Origin of the sequence: Micromonospora sp. NPDC093277 (assembly GCF_044765245.1) — a bacterium.
Taxonomy (GTDB): domain Bacteria; phylum Actinomycetota; class Actinomycetes; order Mycobacteriales; family Micromonosporaceae; genus Micromonospora.
In genome coordinates this window covers 51,019-70,544 of the sequence record NZ_JBIWJO010000021.1, presented here as the reverse complement: position 1 = coordinate 70,544, position 19,526 = coordinate 51,019, and the positions used below count along the sequence as shown (strand labels likewise).

General features: G+C 72.4%; 16 protein-coding genes and 1 tRNA gene. 9 read left to right on the top strand and 8 right to left on the bottom strand.

The features are described from left to right. Positions 1 to 126 precede the first annotated feature (126 nt). On the bottom strand, positions 127 to 1,929 hold the full coding sequence (gene metG, locus ACIRG9_RS30190) for a methionine--tRNA ligase (protein ID WP_402863432.1): 1,803 nt from the start codon (positions 1,927 to 1,929) through the stop codon (positions 127 to 129). A gap of 74 nt (positions 1,930 to 2,003) precedes the next feature. Beyond that, positions 2,004 to 2,843: a 16S rRNA (cytidine(1402)-2'-O)-methyltransferase gene (rsmI, locus tag ACIRG9_RS30185; RefSeq protein ID WP_402863443.1), complete on the bottom strand. Its 840-nt coding sequence runs from the start codon at positions 2,841 to 2,843 to the stop codon at positions 2,004 to 2,006. A 161-nt stretch (positions 2,844 to 3,004) separates the two neighbouring features. Here rsmI and ACIRG9_RS30180 point away from each other — a divergent pair, with 161 nt between their 5' ends. From ACIRG9_RS30180 to ACIRG9_RS30165, 4 genes are all read left to right on the top strand, one after another. Further along, positions 3,005 to 4,651, top strand: coding sequence for a dolichyl-phosphate-mannose--protein mannosyltransferase (locus ACIRG9_RS30180; protein ID WP_402863441.1), 1,647 nt, complete (start codon positions 3,005 to 3,007; stop codon positions 4,649 to 4,651). Positions 4,652 to 5,736: 1,085 nt separating this feature from the next. After that, positions 5,737 to 9,087 carry a glycosyltransferase gene (locus tag ACIRG9_RS30175; RefSeq protein WP_402863430.1) on the top strand — a complete coding sequence of 1,117 codons (3,351 nt, stop codon included), beginning with the start codon at positions 5,737 to 5,739 and terminating at the stop codon, positions 9,085 to 9,087. 81 nt (positions 9,088 to 9,168) lie between these two features. Next, complete coding sequence (locus ACIRG9_RS30170; protein WP_402863427.1) at positions 9,169 to 10,455, top strand: VWA domain-containing protein; 1,287 nt, start codon at positions 9,169 to 9,171, stop codon at positions 10,453 to 10,455. A gap of 2 nt (positions 10,456 to 10,457) precedes the next feature. Continuing rightward, positions 10,458 to 11,231, top strand: a complete 774-nt coding sequence (locus tag ACIRG9_RS30165) for a peptidase (RefSeq protein ID WP_402863424.1) — start codon at positions 10,458 to 10,460, stop codon at positions 11,229 to 11,231. 55 nt (positions 11,232 to 11,286) lie between these two features. Here the strand turns inward: ACIRG9_RS30165 and ACIRG9_RS30160 are convergent, their stop codons facing one another. Further along, the gene (locus ACIRG9_RS30160; protein ID WP_402863421.1) at positions 11,287 to 11,556 is read right to left on the bottom strand and encodes a hypothetical protein; all 270 of its coding nucleotides are present in this window, start codon (positions 11,554 to 11,556) and stop codon (positions 11,287 to 11,289) included. Positions 11,557 to 12,089: 533 nt separating this feature from the next. Between ACIRG9_RS30160 and ACIRG9_RS30155 the strand changes: the two genes are divergently transcribed. Together ACIRG9_RS30155 and ACIRG9_RS30150 are read left to right on the top strand one after the other, a co-directional pair. Continuing rightward, the gene (locus ACIRG9_RS30155) at positions 12,090 to 12,596 is read left to right on the top strand and encodes a YcnI family protein (RefSeq protein ID WP_402863418.1); all 507 of its coding nucleotides are present in this window, start codon (positions 12,090 to 12,092) and stop codon (positions 12,594 to 12,596) included. A gap of 261 nt (positions 12,597 to 12,857) precedes the next feature. Then, positions 12,858 to 13,574 (top strand): hypothetical protein, encoded by a 717-nt coding sequence (locus ACIRG9_RS30150; protein WP_402863415.1) that lies wholly within the window; start codon positions 12,858 to 12,860, stop codon positions 13,572 to 13,574. 79 nt (positions 13,575 to 13,653) lie between these two features. On the opposite strand, the gene ACIRG9_RS30145 is transcribed toward ACIRG9_RS30150, so the two are convergent. Further along, complete coding sequence (locus ACIRG9_RS30145) at positions 13,654 to 14,829, bottom strand: TDT family transporter (RefSeq protein WP_402863412.1); 1,176 nt, start codon at positions 14,827 to 14,829, stop codon at positions 13,654 to 13,656. Positions 14,830 to 14,899: 70 nt separating this feature from the next. Between ACIRG9_RS30145 and ACIRG9_RS30140 the strand changes: the two genes are divergently transcribed. The 3 genes from ACIRG9_RS30140 (at position 14,900) to ACIRG9_RS30130 (ending at position 16,643) form a co-directional block, all read left to right on the top strand. Then, on the top strand, positions 14,900 to 15,811 hold the full coding sequence (locus tag ACIRG9_RS30140) for a LysR family transcriptional regulator (RefSeq protein WP_402863409.1): 912 nt from the start codon (positions 14,900 to 14,902) through the stop codon (positions 15,809 to 15,811). 220 nt (positions 15,812 to 16,031) lie between these two features. Next, entirely contained in the window at positions 16,032 to 16,226 is a 195-nt protein-coding gene (locus tag ACIRG9_RS30135; RefSeq protein ID WP_402863406.1) for a general stress protein CsbD, read from the top strand. Positions 16,227 to 16,370: 144 nt separating this feature from the next. Next, positions 16,371 to 16,643, top strand: a complete 273-nt coding sequence (locus ACIRG9_RS30130; protein WP_402863403.1) for a hypothetical protein — start codon at positions 16,371 to 16,373, stop codon at positions 16,641 to 16,643. A gap of 335 nt (positions 16,644 to 16,978) precedes the next feature. Here ACIRG9_RS30130 and ACIRG9_RS30125 read toward each other — a convergent pair. The 4 genes from ACIRG9_RS30125 to ACIRG9_RS30110 all read right to left on the bottom strand — a co-directional run bounded on the left by ACIRG9_RS30125 (position 16,979) and on the right by ACIRG9_RS30110 (position 19,494). Continuing rightward, positions 16,979 to 17,052 (bottom strand) — tRNA-Ala (locus ACIRG9_RS30125). Positions 17,053 to 17,213: 161 nt separating this feature from the next. Next, the gene (locus ACIRG9_RS30120) at positions 17,214 to 17,774 is read right to left on the bottom strand and encodes a dihydrofolate reductase family protein (protein ID WP_402863400.1); all 561 of its coding nucleotides are present in this window, start codon (positions 17,772 to 17,774) and stop codon (positions 17,214 to 17,216) included. A 101-nt stretch (positions 17,775 to 17,875) separates the two neighbouring features. Then, positions 17,876 to 18,670: a hypothetical protein gene (locus tag ACIRG9_RS30115; RefSeq protein WP_402863397.1), complete on the bottom strand. Its 795-nt coding sequence runs from the start codon at positions 18,668 to 18,670 to the stop codon at positions 17,876 to 17,878. Between the two features lie 179 nt (positions 18,671 to 18,849). Beyond that, entirely contained in the window at positions 18,850 to 19,494 is a 645-nt protein-coding gene (locus tag ACIRG9_RS30110; RefSeq protein ID WP_402863394.1) for a GNAT family N-acetyltransferase, read from the bottom strand. Between the last annotated feature and the right edge of the window lie 32 nt (positions 19,495 to 19,526).

The following is a 19,526-nucleotide window of genomic DNA, read 5'->3' as shown; positions in this document are numbered from 1 at the left end:
GGCCCCCCCGCCCCCGTGTACACCCGGTATTTTTTTTTTTTTTGGGGGGGGGGGGGGGGGGGGGGGGGGGTTGGGGGCGGGGGGGGGGGCGGGGGGGGGCGGGCCCCCCCCGCCACGCGTACCCGGTCAGCCGGCCAGCCGGGCCAGCTCCTCGTCGACGATGGAGGGGTCGAGCTTGCGGAACACCGGCTTCGGCGCCGCGAGCGCCCGGCCCACCTCCAGGGGTACGGACTCCCAGCGCGCGCCGACGGTGTAGTCGCCGGTCAGCACCGGGTACGCCGGCCCGCCGTCAAGGTCCTTGACCTCCTCGATCACGGGCATCGGCGCGTGCACGCCGGTGCCGCCGAGCAGCTCGTGGATCTTCTGCGCGGAGTGCGGCAGGAACGGGGTGAGCAGCGTGTTGGCGTCGCTGACCACCTGGAGGGCGACGTGCAGGATGGTGCCCATCCGGGGCTTGTCGTCCTCGCCCTTGAGCTTCCAGGGCGCCTGCTCCGACAGGTACTTGTTGGCCTCGGCGACCACCTTCATGGCCTCGCCGATGGCCTGCTTCTGCCGGTGCCGGGCGATCAGGTCGCCGACGGTGGCGAACCCGGCCCGGGCGGTGGCGAGCAGCGCCTCGTCGGCCTCGGTGAGCCCGGCCGGGTCGACCGGCGGGATCGCGCCGAAGTTCTTCGCCGCCATCGAGACGGACCGGTTGACCAGGTTGCCCCAGCCGGCGACCAGCTCGTCGTTGTTGCGGCGGAGGAACTCCGCCCAGGTGAAGTCGGTGTCGTTGCTCTCCGGGCCGGCGACCGCGATGAAGTAGCGCAGCGCGTCGGCGTCGTAGCGCTCCAGGAAGTCCCGGACGTAGATGACTACCTTGCGGGAGGAGGAGAACTTGCGCCCCTCCATGGTCAGGTATTCGCTGGAGACGACCTCGGTGGGCAGGTTGAGGCGGCCCAGTTCGCCCGGCTCGCCGTTGCGGGACCCCTCCCCGGAGTAGCCGCCGAGCAGCGCCGGCCAGATCACCGAGTGGAAGACGATGTTGTCCTTGCCCATGAAGTAGTAGCCGCGGGCGTCCTTGCCCTCGGCGTCGGCGGACCACCACTTGCGCCAGGCCTCCGGGTCGCCGCTGCGGCGGGCCCACTCGATGGAGGCGGACAGGTAGCCGATCACCGCGTCGAACCAGACGTAGATCCGCTTGTCGGTCCGGTCACGCCAGCCGTCCAGCGGGATCGGCACCCCCCACTCCAGGTCGCGGGTGATGGCCCGGGGCTGGAGGTCGTCCAGCAGGTTCCGGGAGAACCGCAGCACGTTGGGCCGCCACCCCTCCCGGGTGTCCAGCCACTGCCGCAGCGCGTCGGCCAGGGCCGGCAGGTCCAGGAAGAAGTGCTCGGTCTCGACGAACTCCGGCGTCTCCCCGTTGATCTTCGACTTGGGGTTGATCAGGTCGATCGGGTCGAGCTGGTTGCCGCAGTTGTCACACTGGTCGCCGCGGGCGCTGTCATAGCCGCAGATCGGGCAGGTGCCCTCGATGTAGCGGTCGGGCAGGGTCCGGCCGGTGGACGGCGAGATCGCCCCGGTGGTGACCTTGGGGATGATGTAGCCGTTGCGGTGCAGCCCGACGAACAGCTCCTGCACCACCGCGTAGTGGTTGCGGGTGGTGGTGCGGGTGAACAGGTCGTACGTCAGCCCCAGCGCCCGCAGGTCCTCGGCGATCACCCGGTTGTACCGGTCGGCCAGCTCGCGCGGGGTGACCCCCTCGGCGTCGGCCTGCACCTGGATCGGGGTGCCGTGCTCGTCGGTGCCGGAGACCATGAGCACGTCGTGACCGGCCATGCGCATGTACCGGGCGAAGACGTCGGAGGGAACGCCGAATCCGGATACGTGGCCGATGTGGCGCGGGCCGTTGGCGTAGGGCCAGGCGACCGCGGCGAGAACGTGACTCATGACCAGCAAGCGTAGTGATTACCTCCGGTCGACCGCGAACCAATAGGGCGGGTCCCACCGCCCGACCATTCCTTTCACTGGTGCACGACGGTGTAGAGGTCGCGACGGCGGAGGCCGTACTCGGTGGCGACCTCGGTGATCGCGTCGCGCCGGGACAGCCCGGCCGCCTCCCGTTCGGCCACCGCGGCGCGCAGCGTGTCGTCGTCGGGCCGGGCCGCAGCGACCGGCGGCGCGCCCGCCACGACCAGGGTGATCTCGCCGCGCGGCTCGCCCGCCGCGGCCCACTCGGCCAGTTCGCCCAGCGGCCGGCGGACCACTTCCTCGTACGTCTTGGTCAGTTCGCGGCAGAGCGCGGCGGGCCGGTCCGGGCCGAACGTGGTGGCCAGGTCGGCGAGCGCGCCGGTGATCCGGTGCGGCGCCTCGAAGAGCACCAGGGTGCGTTCCTCGGCGGCCAGGGCCCGCAGCCGGGACCGGCGGCCGGCCGGCGTGCGGGGCAGGAAGCCCTCAAAGCAGAACCGGTCACAGGGCAGCCCGGAGAGCGCCAGCGCGGTGGTCACCGCGCTGGGGCCGGGGGCCGCGGTGACCGGAATGCCGGCGTCGAGGGCGGCCCGGACCAGCCGGTAGCCGGGGTCGGAGACGCTGGGCATGCCGCCGTCGGTGACCAGGGCGATCGTGTAGCCGGCGGCGAGCACCTCAACCAGTTCCGGGGTACGCCGCTCCTCGTTGCCCTCGAAGTAGGAGACGATCCGGCCGGGCACGGTCACGTCGAGGTCACGGGCCAGCCGGGTGAGCCGCCGGGTGTCCTCGGCGGCGACCACGTCCGCGGTGGCGAGCACCTCGCGGAACCGGGTCGAGGCGTCGGCCGGATTGCCGAGCGGCGCGCCGAGCAACACCAGCCGCCCAACCTCGGACATTTCACCCACGAAGCAATCTCCTTCATCGACAGTCGTACCAATCTGGGGGACGACAGGCGCCACAGGGCACCTTCGCAGCCTACGATCGCCGGGTGACGAGTGCGTCGACTGCACAGAGCGCGAGCGCGGATCGGGCCGAGACGGACCGACCGGCCGCCGACCTGTCCACCACCGAGCAGGCCGCCGGTTCCGCGACGAGTGGCGGGGGCGGCATCCCGGCCGTCATCCGTCGCCGGCTCGCCACCGTCGACGCCCGCCTCGACGGGCACGCCTGGCTGGCCACCGCGGTCGTCGTGGCGATCGCGGGGATCCTGCGGTTCCTCGGGCTCAGCGGTCCCAAGGGCAAGATCTTCGACGAGGTCTACTACGCCAGGGACGCGTACGGGCTGATCGACCGGGGCGTCGAGTGGAACTACAAGGACAACGGCCCCTCGTACGTGGTGCACCCGCCGCTGGGCAAGTGGCTGATCGGGCTCGGCGAGTGGGCCTTCGGCTACCAGGACCAGGAGACGAACATCTCCGTACCTGGGCACCTGATGACCACCGCCCCGGAGTTCGGCTGGCGGTTCGCGGCGGCCGTGGCCGGCACCCTGTCGGTGCTGCTGCTGGTGCGGATCGGCCGGCGGATGTTCCGCTCCACCACGCTGGGGTGCGCGGCCGGGCTGCTGCTCGCCCTGGACGGTTTCCACCTGGTGCTCTCCCGCACCGCGCTGCTCGACATCTTCCTGATGCTGTTCGTGCTGGCCGCGTTCGGCGCCGTGGTGCTGGACCGGGACGCCCGGCGACGCCGCTGGGCCCGCGCGCTGGAGGCGGGGCTCGATCCGTCCCTGCCCGGGCGGGCCGGCCGGCCGCGGTCGACCTGGCGGGAGTGGCCGTGGTGGCGGCTGCTCGCCGGCGTGCTGCTGGGCTGCGCGTGCGCGGTGAAGTGGAGCGCGGTGTACTTCGTGCCGGCCTTCGCGCTGCTGGTGATCCTCTGGGAGGTCGGCGTACGCCGGTCGGCCGGCGTACGCCGCCCGTGGCGGGACGCCCTGCTGGACGAGCTGCCCTGGTTGCTGCTGGCCGGGGTGCTGATGTTCGTGACCTACGTCGCCACCTGGTCGGGCTGGCTGTTCAGCGATGACGGCTACTACCGCCTGGCCAGCCGCTACCCGAACGCCGGGCTGAGTGACAGCCCGGTCATCGGCCCGCTGATCAACCTCTGGGAATACCACCGGGCCGCGTACGGCTTCCACACCCAGCTCGACGACCCGCACAAGTACCAGTCCTGGCCGTGGCAGTGGCTGCTGCTCGGCCGGCCGGTCGCTTTCTACTGGTCCGGCGACGGCAACTGCGGCGCGCCCAGCTGCGCCTCGGAGATCCTGCTGCTCGGCACCCCGTTGCTGTGGTGGTCGTTCCTGCCGGCGCTGGCGGCGCTGGCCTGGCTCGGGCTGGCCCGTCGGGACTGGCGGGCCGGGGCGATCCTGCTCAGCGTGGCCGCCGGCCTGCTGCCCTGGTTCTGGTTCGCCCTCGACAACCGGACGATGTTCTCCTTCTACACCGCGCCGGCGCTTCCGTTCCTGGTGCTGGCGGTGACCTACGTGCTCGGCGCGATCGCCGCACCGGCACCAGCCACCGCCGCCCTGCCCGGCGCGCCACCACCGACCGGGCAGGATGTCGCCGACCGCCGGTTGGTGGGTGGCGTCATCGCGGGCGCGTACGTGCTGCTGGTGGCCCTCTGCTTCGGCTACTTCTACCCGATCTTCGTGGGCCGGTTGATGACCTACGCGGACTGGTCCGCACGGATGTGGCTGGACGGCCGCTGGATCTGACCGGGACCGCCCGGCCAGCGGATGGGCCGGGCGGTCCGGGCGCACGAAAAGGCGCGCCCCGATCGCCTGCCACGGGGGAAGCGGGCGATTGGGGCGCGCAGGAGAAGCTTAACCACCCCGGATCACCGGCACAACTGGTCGTTCCCGGACCGGCGGTCCGCCACGAGCAGGATTCGCCCATCGGGTCCACCGACCGCTACGCGTCAAGACATTACGGTGGCCTACGGTTTGTTCCGCGCCGGTGACGGGCCGCCCGTCCGGGCTCCCGACCGCCAGGGGAAGCGCTCTCCAGCCCGGCACTGCCCGCCCACCGAGGCGATCTCTGGAGTTTTTGCATCTTTGCGGGCCTTTCGGGGGACGACAGCATCAGCGCCCGATTCATGGCTGATGGTCCGAATATGCAAATGATGAAATTTCCGTCGGCGGTCGGTCCCGGAGATTTGGACATACCTCGCTATTCCCCCTCCATAGCCTCTCCCCGTGGCCGTTCAGCTTCCGATCGACGAGCCGGGGGCCGAAGCGCTCACCGAGCCCACCGAATTTTCCTCCCGATCCACCCGGCAGGTCTTCGTGGACCTCACCGGAGTCCGCCGTCGGCGGGTACGACGTGCGAGCGTCCTCGCGGCCGTCGCTTCCCTGACCTATCTACCGATCGCCGGGAGCGGCCTGCTGCCTGGGCCGGCCGTGCCGATATTGGCCCCGGCACCGGCTACCGGCGGGGCCACGTCCGCCACCGAGGCCCCGCCGAAGCCAGCCGCCTCACCGTCCGCCTCACCATCCGCCGACCCGGCCGCCGCACCGTCCAACGCCCCGTCCGCCGACCGCGTGGTCGAGCCGGAGTCCACCCCGGACGTCGTCCGCGAGGTCCGCGCGGCACCGACCCCGACGCGTCCGAGCCCACAGTGGAGCGGCCTTCCGTCGCCCTCGCCACGACCGGTTCCCCGGACCAGTTCCCCGCAGCCTGCCCCACAACCCGACGTCGACGATCCGGCACCGCCCTCCCCGTCGACGCCCGCCTCCTCGACCCCCGCTCCGGATCCGTTCCCCACCACGACTCCCCCGAATACGCCCGAGGTCGGCGCCGGATGAGGGCGTTCACCCGTGAGCCGGACCGCACCCGCGCGGGCCGGACCGGCCGGCGCGGCCTCACCACCGGCCGGTTCGTCTGCACCGCCCTGGCCATGGTCCTGGTGAGCGTCCTGGCGGTCGAGGCGTACGCGAACGCCAGGTTCACGCCCGATCACGTCCGCGAGGACGGTGACCAGAACCAGGTCCCGACCAGCGTGCTGCACGGCGGGCCGGTGGTCGACACCCGTGAGGGGGAGTCCCACTCCTACCGCCTGCCGGCGCGGACCATCGCCCTGACCTTCGACGACGGGCCGGACCCGACCTGGACCCCCCGGGTGCTCGACGTTCTCCGCCGGCACCGGACGCCGGCCACGTTCTTCGTGATCGGCTCCCAGGTGGCCCGCCACCCCGAACTGGCCCGGCGGGCCGTGGCGGAGGGACACGAGCTGGGCGTGCACACCTTCACCCACCCGGACGCGAGCCTGCTGCCCGGCTGGCGACGGCGGCAGGAGTACGCGCAGACCCAACAGGCGATCGTCGCCGCGGCCGGGGTACAGACCAGCCTGCTGCGGCTCCCGTACTCGTCGGAGGCCAGCGCGATCGACGACGGGAACTGGCCGGTGGTCAGGGAGGCGGGTCGGCTCGGCTACCTCGTGGCGGTGAACGACACCGACAGCCAGGACTGGGCCCGGCCCGGCGTGGACGCGATCGTGCGCAACATGACGCCGGCGGACGGCGCCGGTGCCGTGATCCTGCTGCACGACGCCGGTGGCGACCGGTCGCAGACCCTCGCCGCGCTGGAGCGGTTCATCCCGGCGATGCGCGACCGCGGCTACACCTTCACCACGCTCACCTCCGGGTTGCGCCGGGCCGGTCTGGATGCGCCGGCGATCCACGGCAACGTCCCGGCGTCCATCATCGACCGCTGGCGGGCCGCCCCCGTCTCCTGGGCGGTCCAGGTGGCCGATCTGTTCGTCCGTGCGCTGTCGGTGCTCTTCGTCGCGGTGGGCGTCCTGATGCTGGTGCGGACGCTGCTGCTCCTCGTCATCGCGGTGCGACTGGCCCGACGCCGACGGACGCGACGGTGGCGGTGGGGGGTCACGACGGCACCGGTGTCGGTCATCGTGCCCGCGTACAACGAACGGGCCGGGATCGTGGGCACGGTCCGCTCACTGGTGGCCAGCGACCACCGGCAGATCGAGGTGATCGTCGTGGACGACGGCTCGACCGACGGGACGGCCGACCTGGTCGACGCCCTCGGGCTGGCCAACGTGCGCGTGATCCGCAAGCCCAACGGTGGCAAGGCGAGCGCCTTGAACACCGGCATCCTGTACGCCTCGCACGACATCATCGTCACCGTCGACGCCGACACCGTCTTCGCGCCGGACGCGATCCGGCGGCTGGTCGAGCCGTTCACCGACCATCGGGTCGGCGCGGTGGCCGGCAATGTCAAGGTCGCCAACCGGCGGGGCCTGCTCGGCCGGTGGCAGCACATCGAGTACGTCATCGGCTTCAACCTGGACCGCCGGTTCTACGAGAGCCTGCGCTGCATGCCGACCGTGCCCGGGGCGATCGGGGCGTTCCGCCGCCGGGCCCTGGTGGAGGCTGGCGGGATGAGCGGCGACACTCTGGCTGAGGACACCGACATCACGATGGCAATCATCCGGGGCGGCTGGCGGGTGGTCTACCAGGAGCGGGCGGTGGCCTGGACGGAGGCTCCGGCCTCGATGGGCGACCTGTGGCGCCAGCGCTACCGGTGGAGCTACGGCACCGCGCAGTCGATGTGGAAACACCGCCGGGCGTTCCGCGACCGGGGCGCGTCGGGCCGGTTCGGTCGGTTCGGCCTGCCGATGCTCGCCCTCTTCGGCGTGGCGCTGCCGTTGCTCGGCCCGGTGCTCGACCTGATGGCCCTCTACGGCCTCGTGTTTCTCGACACGACGAAGACCGCCCTCGCCTGGCTGGCGATGCTGCTGATCCAGGGCGTGACGGCCATGGTGGCCTTCCGGCTCGACCGGGAGCCGCTGCGCCCGCTGCTCATCCTGCCGTTGCAGCAGTTCGCCTACCGACAGCTGATGTACCTGGTGCTGGCCCGGTCGCTGGCGACCGCGCTGACCGGCGCGCGGTTGGGCTGGGGGAAGGTGCAGCGTGCCGGCGACCTGGCCGACGGCCGGCACGCCGCAGCAGCGCGGACCGCCGCCGACCGGACACGTGACCCGGCCGCCGACGGGACGCGTGCCCCGGCGACCGGCCGGGCGGGCCGCGAACGGGACCGGTGGTTCGACACCCTACGGGCGCTGGCGCTGGGCCGGGTGATCGTCTACCACATGTTCGGCGCCGCCTGGCTGAGCTGGGCCTTCCCGGCGATGGGCGTGATGTTCGCGCTCGGTGGCTCGCTGATGGCCCGGTCGCTCGACCGCGGATCGCAGCGGGCGGTGAGCGGCCGGGTACGCCGCCTGCTGCCCTCCCTCTGGGCGCTCGCCGCCGTGCTCCTGCCGCTGATGATCTGGCACGGCTGGTCGGATCGGCCCGCCTGGCCCGCCCTGCTGGCCTGGCTGGTGCCCGTGGTGCAGCCGCCGGGCAGCGAGTGGGCGGCGGACGTCACCGGCGTGCTCTGGTACCTCGTGACGTACCTCTGGCTGGTGGTGCTCTCCCCGGCGGCGCTCGCGCTGTACCGGCGCTGGCCACTGCCGTGCCTGCTGGTCCCACTCGGCGCGGTGGTGCTGTTGCAGACCGTGGGGCCGGAGATCGGCGGCCCGGTGGGGTCCGTGCTGACCGACGTGCTCACCTTCAGCGCCTGCTGGTTCGTCGGCTTCGCGCACCGCGACGGTCGGCTGCGACGGCTGCGGCTGCCGTCGCTGCTGGTCCTGACGGTGCTGTGCCTGGGGATCGGCGCCACCTGGGTGGCGACGCATCCGGAGGCCGGGTTCGACCTCAACGACGTCCCGGTGGCGCAGGCGTTCTGGTCGCTCGCCTTCGTCCTGCTGCTGATGCGGGCCACCCCGCCGATGGCCTGGCTGGCCCGGGTCCGGCCACTCGACCGGCTGGTCACCGCCCTGAACAGCCGGGCCCTCACCATCTACCTCTGGCACAACGCGGCCATCGCGGTCTGCTTCGGCGTCGGTGACATGCTGGGGTTCTGGGGGTTCGGACAGGTCGCGTACCTGGCGGTGGCGCTGATGATCCTCACTGGCCTGGTGCTCGCGCTCGGCTGGATCGAGGATCTCAGCGCCCGCCGGCGGCCCCGGCTCCTGCCCTGGCCGCGTCCGCCCCGCGCGGTGGCCACCGGCGCCGCCCATCGGCCACCGACGCACCCGGTCGAGGGCGCGCCGGCCGACCCGGCACGGGAGGAGGCGACATCCCGACGCTGACCCGCGACCCATGACCAGATGATCATGCGGGCCGGCCCACCCGGGTGATCATCCGAAGTGGATCTCACTACACTTCGCCCGGTGATCAACAAGAGAAGATCGGCAGCGGTCCTCATCGGACTGCTGACGACGACCGCGCTGATCGGTCCGACGCCCGCCAGGGCCGACGACGACCCCACCGAGACCCCCGCCGAGCCGCCAAAGATCGAACTGGTCCTCGACGTCAGCGGCTCCATGCGGGCCCGCGACATCGACGGACGCAGCCGGATCTCCGTCGCTCAGCAGGCGTTCAACGAGGTCGTGGACGCACTGCCGGACGAGACCCAACTCGGCATCCGAGTGCTCGGGGCCACCTACACGGGCAAGGACAAGAAGCAGGGCTGCCTGGACACCCAGCAGATCGTGCCGGTCGGCCCAGTGGACCGGGCGCAGGCCAAGGCGGCCGTGGCCGGGCTCCGCCCGACCGGCTTCACCCCGGTCGGACTGGCGCTCCGCTCCGCCGCGCAGGACCTCGGCACCGGCAGCACCGCCCGCCGGATCGTGCTGATCACCGACGGCGAGGACACCTGCGCGCCGCCCGACCCCTGCGAGGTGGCCCGCGAGCTGGCCGCCCAGGGCACCAAGCTGGTCGTCGACACCCTGGGCCTCGCCCCCGACGAGAAGGTACGCCGGCAGTTGCTCTGCATCGCCGGAGCGACCGGCGGCACGTACACGGCCGCGCAGAGCGCCGACGAGCTGACCGGCCGGATCAAGCAGCTCGTGGACCGGGCCCGGGACACGTACACCGCCGCCCCGACCGTGGTCGGCGGGTCGGCCGAGTGCGACAAGGCGCCGCTGCTCGGCCCCGGCGTCTACACCGACCGGGAGGCGTTCTCCGAGCACCGCTGGTACCGGGTGCCGGTGCGGCCCGGCCAGGAGCTGCGCGCCTCGGTCAGCGTGGCGCTGGACCGGCCGGTCAACCCCGACTACGGCGTACTGCTGCGGGCCACCGCGTCGGACGGGCGCGAACTGGTCCGCGGGGTCGACGCCGGCAGCGGACGGACCGACGTGGTCTCCGCCGGCCTGCGCTGGTCGGCGGCCGAGGAGGACACCCCCAGCCCGTCCCCGAGCGACACGATGACCGTGACCGCACAGACGGTGTGCCTGGTGGTCAGCAACTCGTTCGCCCCCCGCGCCGGCACCGAGGCCACCCCGGGCATGCCCGTCGAGTTGACCGTCGACGTGGTCGCCGCCTCCCCCGCCCCGGACGGGCCGGACCTCGGCCGTGGCTGGGCCCTGCTGCTTCTGCTCACCCTGGCCGGGCTGGTCACCGGACTGGTCGCCGGGCTGCTCACCCGCTGGTGGGTCGCCACCTGGAGGGAGAACTGAGGATGCGTACGCTGATCCGGTCCGCGGCGGCACTGGCCGCCACCGGGCTGACCCTCGCCCCGGCCACCGCCGCCTCGGCGGACCCGACGCCCTCCCCGGGCGCCACCACGGTCACCAAGTCCGGCACCTCGTTCCTGACCGCCACCGCCATCACCCCCGGACAGCCCGTCCAGGTAGGCGCGTCGACGGGCGACCACCTCTACTGGTCGTTCCGGGCCGAGGCCGGGCAGACCCACCAGATCACCGCCACAATCTCCTTCCCGAAGGGCCGCACCGGCAAGTCCACCTGGGCCGTCGACGTGTTCGACGGGCTGCGCCGCCGGCAGGCCTGCACGGCCGGGGCGCAGACCCCGACCGCCGACGCGGCGGCGACCAGCGTCACCCTCGGCTGCACGCTGCGCCGGGTCCGGCCGTGGGCCGAGCCGTGGTCCGGTGACCCGCTGCCCGGCACCTACTACGTCCGGCTCGCGGTGACCGACCTGCCCGAGCCCGACCTTGGCCTGCCGATGGACGTGGACCTGCTGGTCGGTGTGGATGGCGAGGGCGGCGCATCCGGTGACGACGGGAAGCTCGAAGCACCGCTGGTGCCGAACACCCGGGCCGGCACGGTGCTCACCGCCGAACCGACGCCGGAACCGGTCGCCGAGGAGAAGATGAGCCTCACCGGCTGGCTTCCGGAGGCCGGCTCGCGCTGGGTCTGGACCACCGCCGGCGGCGTGCTCGCCGCGGTGGCGGGTGTGGTCGGTTTCGCGCTCACCCGGCGACGCCGCCTCTGAGTAGATCTCCGGTGGCCGTCGCGCCCGCTGACGTGGCGGCCACCGGAGCAGACTCTCAGAAGGTACGCCCGCTGCGCGGCAGCCAGCCGATGAAGCGAGCCTGCAGCGACAGTACCGGCGCGCTGCGCAAATCCTGGGTGGCCGCGGCGAGGCATGAACCCAGATAGATGCTCAACGCGGCCCGGTCCACCTGGTACTCCTCCAACAACCGGCCGCGTTTGGTGGCGCAGGGCCACTCGTCGCCACAGGAACCGCAGTTCCAGTCGGGGGTCACCGGCGCGTGATCGTCCGGTCCTGGGCCCGACGCCCTCACACCAGGCGTCATCGGCACTTCCTCTCGCAAGTGGACAGGGGTTCGTCGGCCGTCGTCAATGGACGCGGCCAGCCCTGTGACGCCCCAACAGCGCTACCCGACGCTGTGGCGTTACGTCCCTACGGTACGTACACCGTGGACGGCCTCCGGGAATCACACCGGCGGCGGAGAGATCCCCCTTCCCATCCGTTCTGGCTACCCCTGGCGTCCTGGCGGTTGGCGTTCCGCTCGCCACCCCTATCCGCCGACCCGGTGGCATCGCGGTGCGTGCGGACTGCTTCTGGGGGTGGCCAGCACCGCCGACCGCGGCCGTGGCGGCATCCTGGCGAGGCTCGTTCGTGCTGGTCAAGGCGGACCGGGAAGGTTCGCGGCCACGGGCGGAGCGGGCGCCCCATCGCGCTGGTGATCGCTCACCGCCATGCCCGGCGAACACAGCAATCTGAGCGAAGACACGGCCTCAGACCCTCACGATTCTGAGTCCCGGTGCCGGGCTGGGAGCCGACCGGCTGGCGGCCACGCGCATCCAGAGCGTCTGGAGGAGACGAGTGATCAAACTGATGCGACGTGCCGGCGTCGTGCTGGCCGCAGCCGCCGTGGCGGTTGGGGTTGCGGCGGTGCCGGCCAGCGCGCACGTGGTTACCACCCCCAACACGGCCGACACGAAGTTCTTCCACACCGCGTTCCGGGTCGGGCACGGGTGTGACGGCTCCCCGACGACAGCCGTCCGGGTGCGGATTCCCGAGGGCCTGCACCTCGTCGACCCGGACCCGGTACCGGGTTGGACCGTCGAGGTCACGCGGGCGCACGGTCAGGGCCAGGGCTACGGCCAGGTGGTCGAGGTGGCGTGGGTCGGCGGACCGCTGCCCGACCATGACGTCCAGCTCTTCGGCCTGGGTTTCCGGATCGACCGGAAGGCGCCCGAGGTGCTGTGGTTCCCGACCGTCCAGCAGTGCGAGGTCGGCGAGACCCGCTGGGAGCAGATCCCGCCGAGCGTGGCCGAGTGGAACACCGTCCCGAGCCCGGCCCCGTACGTGATCAACGCGGCCTGGTAGGCGCCCTTGCGTCGATCATGGAGTTGTGGCGTCCGGTCCGCCGGATGAATCCGCTTCGCGCGGTGCCACAACTCCATGGTCGACGGCTCGGGCGAGCGGCGACTGTCGCCGGGTCGATGGTTCGGCCCGCCCGCCCGACCGGGACTCCGACAGTCGGTCACCTCGGCTGACAATCCGGGCATCACCGGGCATCGAAGTGTCCATACACATAGTGGCCGATTGCCTCTGTCAATTGTTGAGCCCGCAAGCACACTGGTACGGGTGACGTACCAACCCCCACCGGACCCCTGGCAGCCGGTGCCGCCTCCCCCGCCACCGCCACCGCCACGGTGGCAGCCGCCGACCGGCCAGTCCGGACCGGTGTCGCCGTACCCGACGACGCAGGTCCCGGTTGCCGACCGGAACGAGGTACACGGATGGGCAACCGTTCCGGTCGGGACCAACGGCGCTGCCGGCAAGGGCCCGAAGCGACCCGTCACCCGCGGGCAGAAGATCGCCGGGGGTGTCCTCGGGCTCGCCCTGCTCTGCTGCTGCGGTGGTGGCCTCGCCGCCATCGGCAGCTCACGCGGCGACAAGCCCGACGCCAAGGAGTCGGCAGCAGCGGCCCGGGCGCTGGCCGAGCCGTCCGTCGCCCAGGACGGCCCCGTACCGTCGAGTGAGCCGCCGAGCGCGGCGCCGACGAGCGGATCGCCGAGTCCGACGACCACGACCAGCAAGCCCAGCCCGGCGCCGAAGCCGACGCGGAGCACCCCCAAGCCGACACCGAAGCGCACCACCAGCGCCCCGCGCACGACCAAGCCGGCGACGCGCAAGTGCGACCCCAACTACAGCGGCGCCTGCGTACCCATCGCCAGCGACGTGGACTGCGCGGGCGGCAGCGGCAACGGCCCGGCCTACGTTCAGGGTCCCGTGCGGGTCATCGGCATTGACATCTACGACCTGGACCGCGACGGGGACGGGATCGGCTGCGACAAGTGACCGCAGATCCAGGCAGCCGTCAGGTCGACCCGACGCACCCCGCCCGCTCCGCCCGGGTCTCGCCGTGGGGTGGCGATGGTCAGGATTTCGGGGCTGTCGCCACGGCCGGTGGGAGGAAGAGGCGCCCGTGCCAGGCACCCCGCACGGTGCGGGTCGCGACCGTCGCCCAGGCGGCGACCAGCAGCCCGTACAGCAGCACGGCGAGGGCGGTCAGCATGGCCGAGCCGGATCGGACGGCCAGGCCGGTGACGCCGGTGACCAGGGTGCCGACCGGGAAGGTGAAGCTCCACCAGGTGAGCGAGAAAGGCAGCCCGGCGCGCGCTGTGCGCACGGTGATCGCGGCCGCCAGGGCCAGCCAGAGCAGGGCGAAACCCATCGCCGGTACGCCGTAGAGCAGGGCGAACATCTGCGCACCGGCCGCGTAAGGTTCGGGCAGCACGCCGTCGGCGGCCCGGCCGAGCAGGTGCGCGGCGGTGATCGACTGACCCAGCGGCCCCAGCACGATCCACAGCGTGGGGACCATCCGTGCCGCGCCGATCCGGTGGGTGACCAGCCGTCCCCAGAGCTGCGGCAGGATGATCACGGTGGCGACCAGGCTGACGCCGAACATCGCGTAGCAGGCGATCACCAGGTCGAGCCGGGCCTGCCCGGGCGGCAGGTGCGGCACGAGCAGCGCCCCGTTGGCGGCCGACACCATCGGCGGCACCACCGGCATCAGCCAGCCGCCGAACGCCGCGTCCGCCCCGATCCGATGCCGGGTCATCATCAGGTACGGGATTGCCACCGCGGTCAGCAGACCCAGCCCGGTCCCGGCGCCCCACAGCACGAGGTCGACCGCCACGGCAGCGGGCTCGCCGATCCATCCAGCGCCCAGCAGCAGCGCGCCGCCGCCGACGGTCATCAACGCCATCGGTGGCGCACCCCAGAACTGCGCCATCACCGGGTCGGCCGCGTACCCGAACGCGGTGTCCCGGTGCCGGCGCAGGTGCACCGCCCACGCGGCGACGAGCGCCGCCAGCAGCAGCGCCGCCGCGCCCCAGAGCAGGGTCGCGACGAACCGCAACCCCGGCAGTTGTACGGGCAGGCCGGCGGCGGCGGTGGCCACGATGCCGGTGCCCATCACCGAGGCGAACCAGTTCGGCCCCAGGTATCCGAACACGTCGCTCGGACGCGCCAGTGCCGACAGCGGCGCGGGGCGTGGGGCGGCACCGGGGCGACGGGTAGCCAGCGGCGGCGGGTTGTGCAGGCTGTTCATGGGCCAACTGTCGGGCCACCCGGAGCGGACCGGTAGGCGGCGATCCTGGACGGAGTCATAACCTGCCCTTATGCCTCTGCCGCCGCAGGTGACCGACCTGACCAGCCTCGACCTGCTGCTCTCCGTCGCCCGCCTCGGCAGCATCGGGCAGGCCGCGGCGGAACACCGGGTCTCCCAGCCGGCCGCCAGCGCCCGGCTCCGCCACCTGGAACGCCGCCTCGGCCTCACCCTGCTGCACCGCACCCCGCGCGGCACCGTCCTCACCCCCACCGGAGCGCTGGTCGCCGACTGGGCCCGGGGCGTGGTCGAGGCCGCCGACTCGCTCGCCGCCGCCGTCCAGACCCTGCGCATCTCGCACGAGAGCCGGCTCACCGTCGCCGCCAGCCAGACCGTCGCCGAGTACCTGCTCCCGGCGTGGCTGGTGGCGCTGCGCGCCCGGCACCCGGACCTGGCCGTCACACTGCAGGCCGTCAACTCCGCGGAGGTGACCGCCCGGCTCCTCGCCGGCAACGCCGACCTCGGCTTCGTCGAGGGCCCCGACCTGCCGCCCGGCCTGGACGCCGACACCATCGCCGCGGACCGCCTCACCGTCGTCGTCGCCCCCGCCCACCCGTGGGCGCGTCGCCGGCGCGGCATCGCCCCGGCCGAACTCGCCGCCACGCCACTGGTGTCCCGGGAGGCCGGCTCCGGCACCCGCCGCGTCCTGGAGGCCGCCCTACGCGAACACGACATCGACGTGCTCGCCGCCCCGCTGCTCGAACTCTCCTCGACCACGGCCATCAAGCACGCCGTCGCGGCGGGCAGTGGTCCCGCCGTACTCAGCTCGCTGGCGGTCAGCACCGAACTCGCGGCCGGCACCCTGGCCGCCGTACCCGTCACCGGCCTCAACCTGCACCGCCGGCTCCGCGCGGCCTGGCCGGCCGGCCGGCAACTCACCGGCCCCGCCCGCGACCTTTACGCGATCGCCGGGCGGCCCAGGTAGCCCGTCAAGGAAGACGGCCGTTTCGCCTGGTCCGCGGCGGCACTCAACCGGCCGGACAGCACCGACCCGCGGTGGTCCGACTGGCTGGACGCGGGGGATTCAGAATCGTGCGGGTGCCAGATCAGTAGCCGACCGGGGGTTTCCGCCCACGGACGAACGGGGACGCAGGGCTGAGAGGGGCGCACAGCGCCCCGGTTCGCCACAACGACAGGGAGTCGACATGAGCTCCACCGAGCGGGCGAGGGACAAGGTCGAGCGGGTGGCCGGCGCGGCCCGGGCGCGAATGGGCAACATGGCCCAGAACGAGCGGTCGGAAGCGGACCGGGTGGCGCAGCGGGATGAGACCCAGGGCAAGCAGGCCGGCGAGCACGTCCAGGAGGACGCCCGGGACGCACGGGACGACTTCACCGCCTGACCCCACTTGCCGGGACCTGCGGTGGCCTCGGCCCAGACCGCTGGACCTGGAATGATCCACTCCATGTCGCGTAAACGGTGGTCTCCGGCACCACCCGACACCGCCACATACCGCACGCGGAGTCGATCAAGGGGCTACTGGCTTTTGCTGCTGACGGGGACGGCCATCGGCGGCGGACTCCACACGCTGTTCATCGCGATTGCCGGCATGTTCCCTCGGCGCGGCGACGATCTGCACGTATGGTCCATGTTCTTCATCTACACCAGCGCGGTGCCCGTCTTTGTCCTCGTGCTCGTCGGGCTCCTCCTCGCGCCACACGGTTCGCGTCCTGCCCCAGTGGGGATCGGCATGGTGGTCGGCGCGGTCGCGTCTCCCCTGCTGTGGCTGGCTGGCGGGGCCGCCCTTCACGGCAGCTAGCAGCACGGGCCCCAGCATGATCGCTGGCGCGTCCGCCGGCTCAGCGCTGATCGCCGTCGGCGTGTTTCCCCCGGCCTTGCTCTCGCCGGTTGGTCACCCGTACCGTCGCGGGTCTAGACCGATTCGAGGAGTGTCAGGTGGAGCCGCTGGGGATCTCGCACCGGACCGGGTCACCCTCGTTTTCGTCGTTGGTGCTGATGATCGCTACGAAGTGGGTTGCACGGTCCACGAGGAGCAGGGGCTGATCTATCTCACCGCGCACCCGACACAACTGCCGGAGTAACTGACGCAAACAAAAGACCGTTTCCGACTGGCGGAAACGGCCTTGAACTGGGTGGAGCTGAGGGGATTTGAACCCCTGACCCCCTCGATGCGAACGAGGTGCGCTACCAGTCTGCGCCACAGCCCCTCCGCTGGCGTACCAGCGTCGGTCCCACCCGGCTTGCACCGGGCGGGCCGGCGCCAAGGCTAACAGATCCAGCACCCCCCACACGAATCACCCCATCGGGCGGGGAGATCTTGGTAGGAATAGGCCCACACAGGGGCCCAAACCTACCAAGATCTCGACAATCAGGCGGCCTCGGGGGCGTACGTCAGGTTGAGGACGCCGGTTTTGAAGGTTTCGTGGTTGACCAGGCGCAGGGGGTACGTGGGGGTCTCCTCGAAGAGGCGCTGGCCGTGCCCGACGGCGATCGGGTGGACCAGCAGCCGCAGCTCGTCCAGCAGCCCGTTGGCGAGCAGCCACCGGACCGTGGTGGCGCTGCCCGACATCGCGATCTCCCCGTCGGTCTGCTCCTTGACCTCCCGCAGCCGCGCGGCGACCTGCGCCGAGTCGCCCGACAGCAGGGTCGAGTTCTGCCAGGTCGCCTCGTTGAGGGTGTTGGACAGCACGTACTTCGGCACCGAGTTGATGAAGGTCGCGAAGCCGGCGTCCTCGCCCCCGCTGTGGTTCGGCCAGTACTCCGCCCACTCCTGGTACAGGTGGCGCCCCATCAGGAACGCCGTGGTCGCCTCCATTCCGCGGCCGACGGCGGCGCCCATCTCGTCGTCGAAGTAGGGGAAGTGCCACTGGTCGGGCCGCTCCACGACGCCGTCCAGCGAGATGAAGAAGTTCGACACGATCTTGGCCATGGTGCGCTCCCTGTGGGTCAGTAGCGGCCGGCCCTGTGCCGGCCCTCATCATCCCGTCGAACGGCCTCGGCCGGATTCGACAGCGCGCCTTCAAGATTTTTTCAGGCGCTGTTCGAGCCGCGGCCGGCCTCGTAGGCGCGGCCGCGGAGGCCACCCGCCCGGCGGTAGGAGACCGAGCCGCCACTCGCCGCCCGGGGCAGGTCGGCGGGGAGGTCCAGTCCCATCGCCGTACGCCGGACCGCCTCGCGCTGGGCGGCCAGCCGTCGCTGGGCCTCCCGGCGGGCCGCCGCGCGCCTCGCCTGTTCGCGGCGCACCTCGGCCTGGCGGGCGGCCAACCAGGCCGCCTCCCGGGCCTCCGCGCGCCGCCGCCGGCGGTCGGCCAGCGCCAGCTTCCGCAGGTGTACGACGTACGCCACGAGCAGGGTGCCGGTCACCGAGACGCTGATCCAGAACCCGGGGCCGACCAGCACCACGCCGATCAGCTCGACGAAGTTGAGCAGCAGTAGCGCGGCCAGCACCCGGCGCCGGCGGTAGATCGCCGGGGTGTGGTGGCGGCGCTTCGGCGGGTGCCGTCGACGGGACCTGGCCGGGGCCGGCGGCACCGACCGGAGCCGGCCGGACCGGCGGGCGGCGGGCGGCGCGGAGACCGGTGGGGCCAGACCGTTCGTGTCGGCATTCTCACTCAGGGTGATGACAAGGGAACGGGGTGGCCGGACCGGTCGCCGTCCCGGCACGGTACGACGCCGACGGTGGCGCTGGAGCACCCGCGCCGTCGACTGCGCCCGCTCCGCCACCAGCCGCTCGGTGGCGTCGTACCGGCGAACCAGCGCCGGCGCGAGGGCGAGCAGGCCGGCGGCGGCGAGGACGGCGAGGAGCACCGAGGTCGGCACCCTCACCCCTCCCGTCACCAAAATTCGGGCTCGCGCCGTCCGGCCGCAACATGTTCCGTCATTCGCCGTTTACGGCGCAGATCATGCGGTCGTGCAGCGCTTGCCGCAGCTTGCAGTTACTTGAGGTTACGGGCCGCCGACCGGGTTGACGGGTACGCCGCGCCGGGCGTGGTGGGTGGGACGCTTCACCCGCGGCTGTCACGTACGCGGTGCCAGCGGGCCAGCAGCCCGCCCTCGGCGGACACTTCCTCGCTGGTCATCGCGTATCCGATGTGGTCCCGCCAGGCACCGTCGATGTGCATGTAGCGGGCGTGGTACGCCTCCTCGCGGAAGCCCAGCTTCTCCACCACCCGCCGGGACGGCTTGTTCTCCGGCCGGATGTTCACCTCGATCCGGTGCAGCCCGCCGGGGCCGAACGCGTGGTCCACGGCCAGCGCGACCGCGGTGGGAATCACGCCGCGACCGGCCACCCGGGCGTCCACCCAGTAGCCGACGTACCCGGAGCAGAACGCCCGGCGGACGATGCTGCCCAGGTTGACGTGGCCGACCAGCCGCTCCCGCCCGTCCTCGCGCAGGCAGACGGCGAACGGCATCCCGTCGCCGGTACGCGCCGAGCGGCGCTGGTCGGCGTGGACGAAACGGTACGCGGCCGGCGAGTTCAGCTCGTCCCAGCTGCCGGGCAGGTGGGACTCCCAGGGGGCCAGCCAGGCCCGGTTCGCGCGCCGGATCTCCGACCAGGCGGCGGCATCGGAGCGCCGGTACGGCCGGAGCACCACCGGACCGTCCACCAGCACCACCGGCCAGCCGGGCGGCCGTCGGAACAGGCTCACCGGGTCGACCCTCCGCACGCGACCGCGGGGCT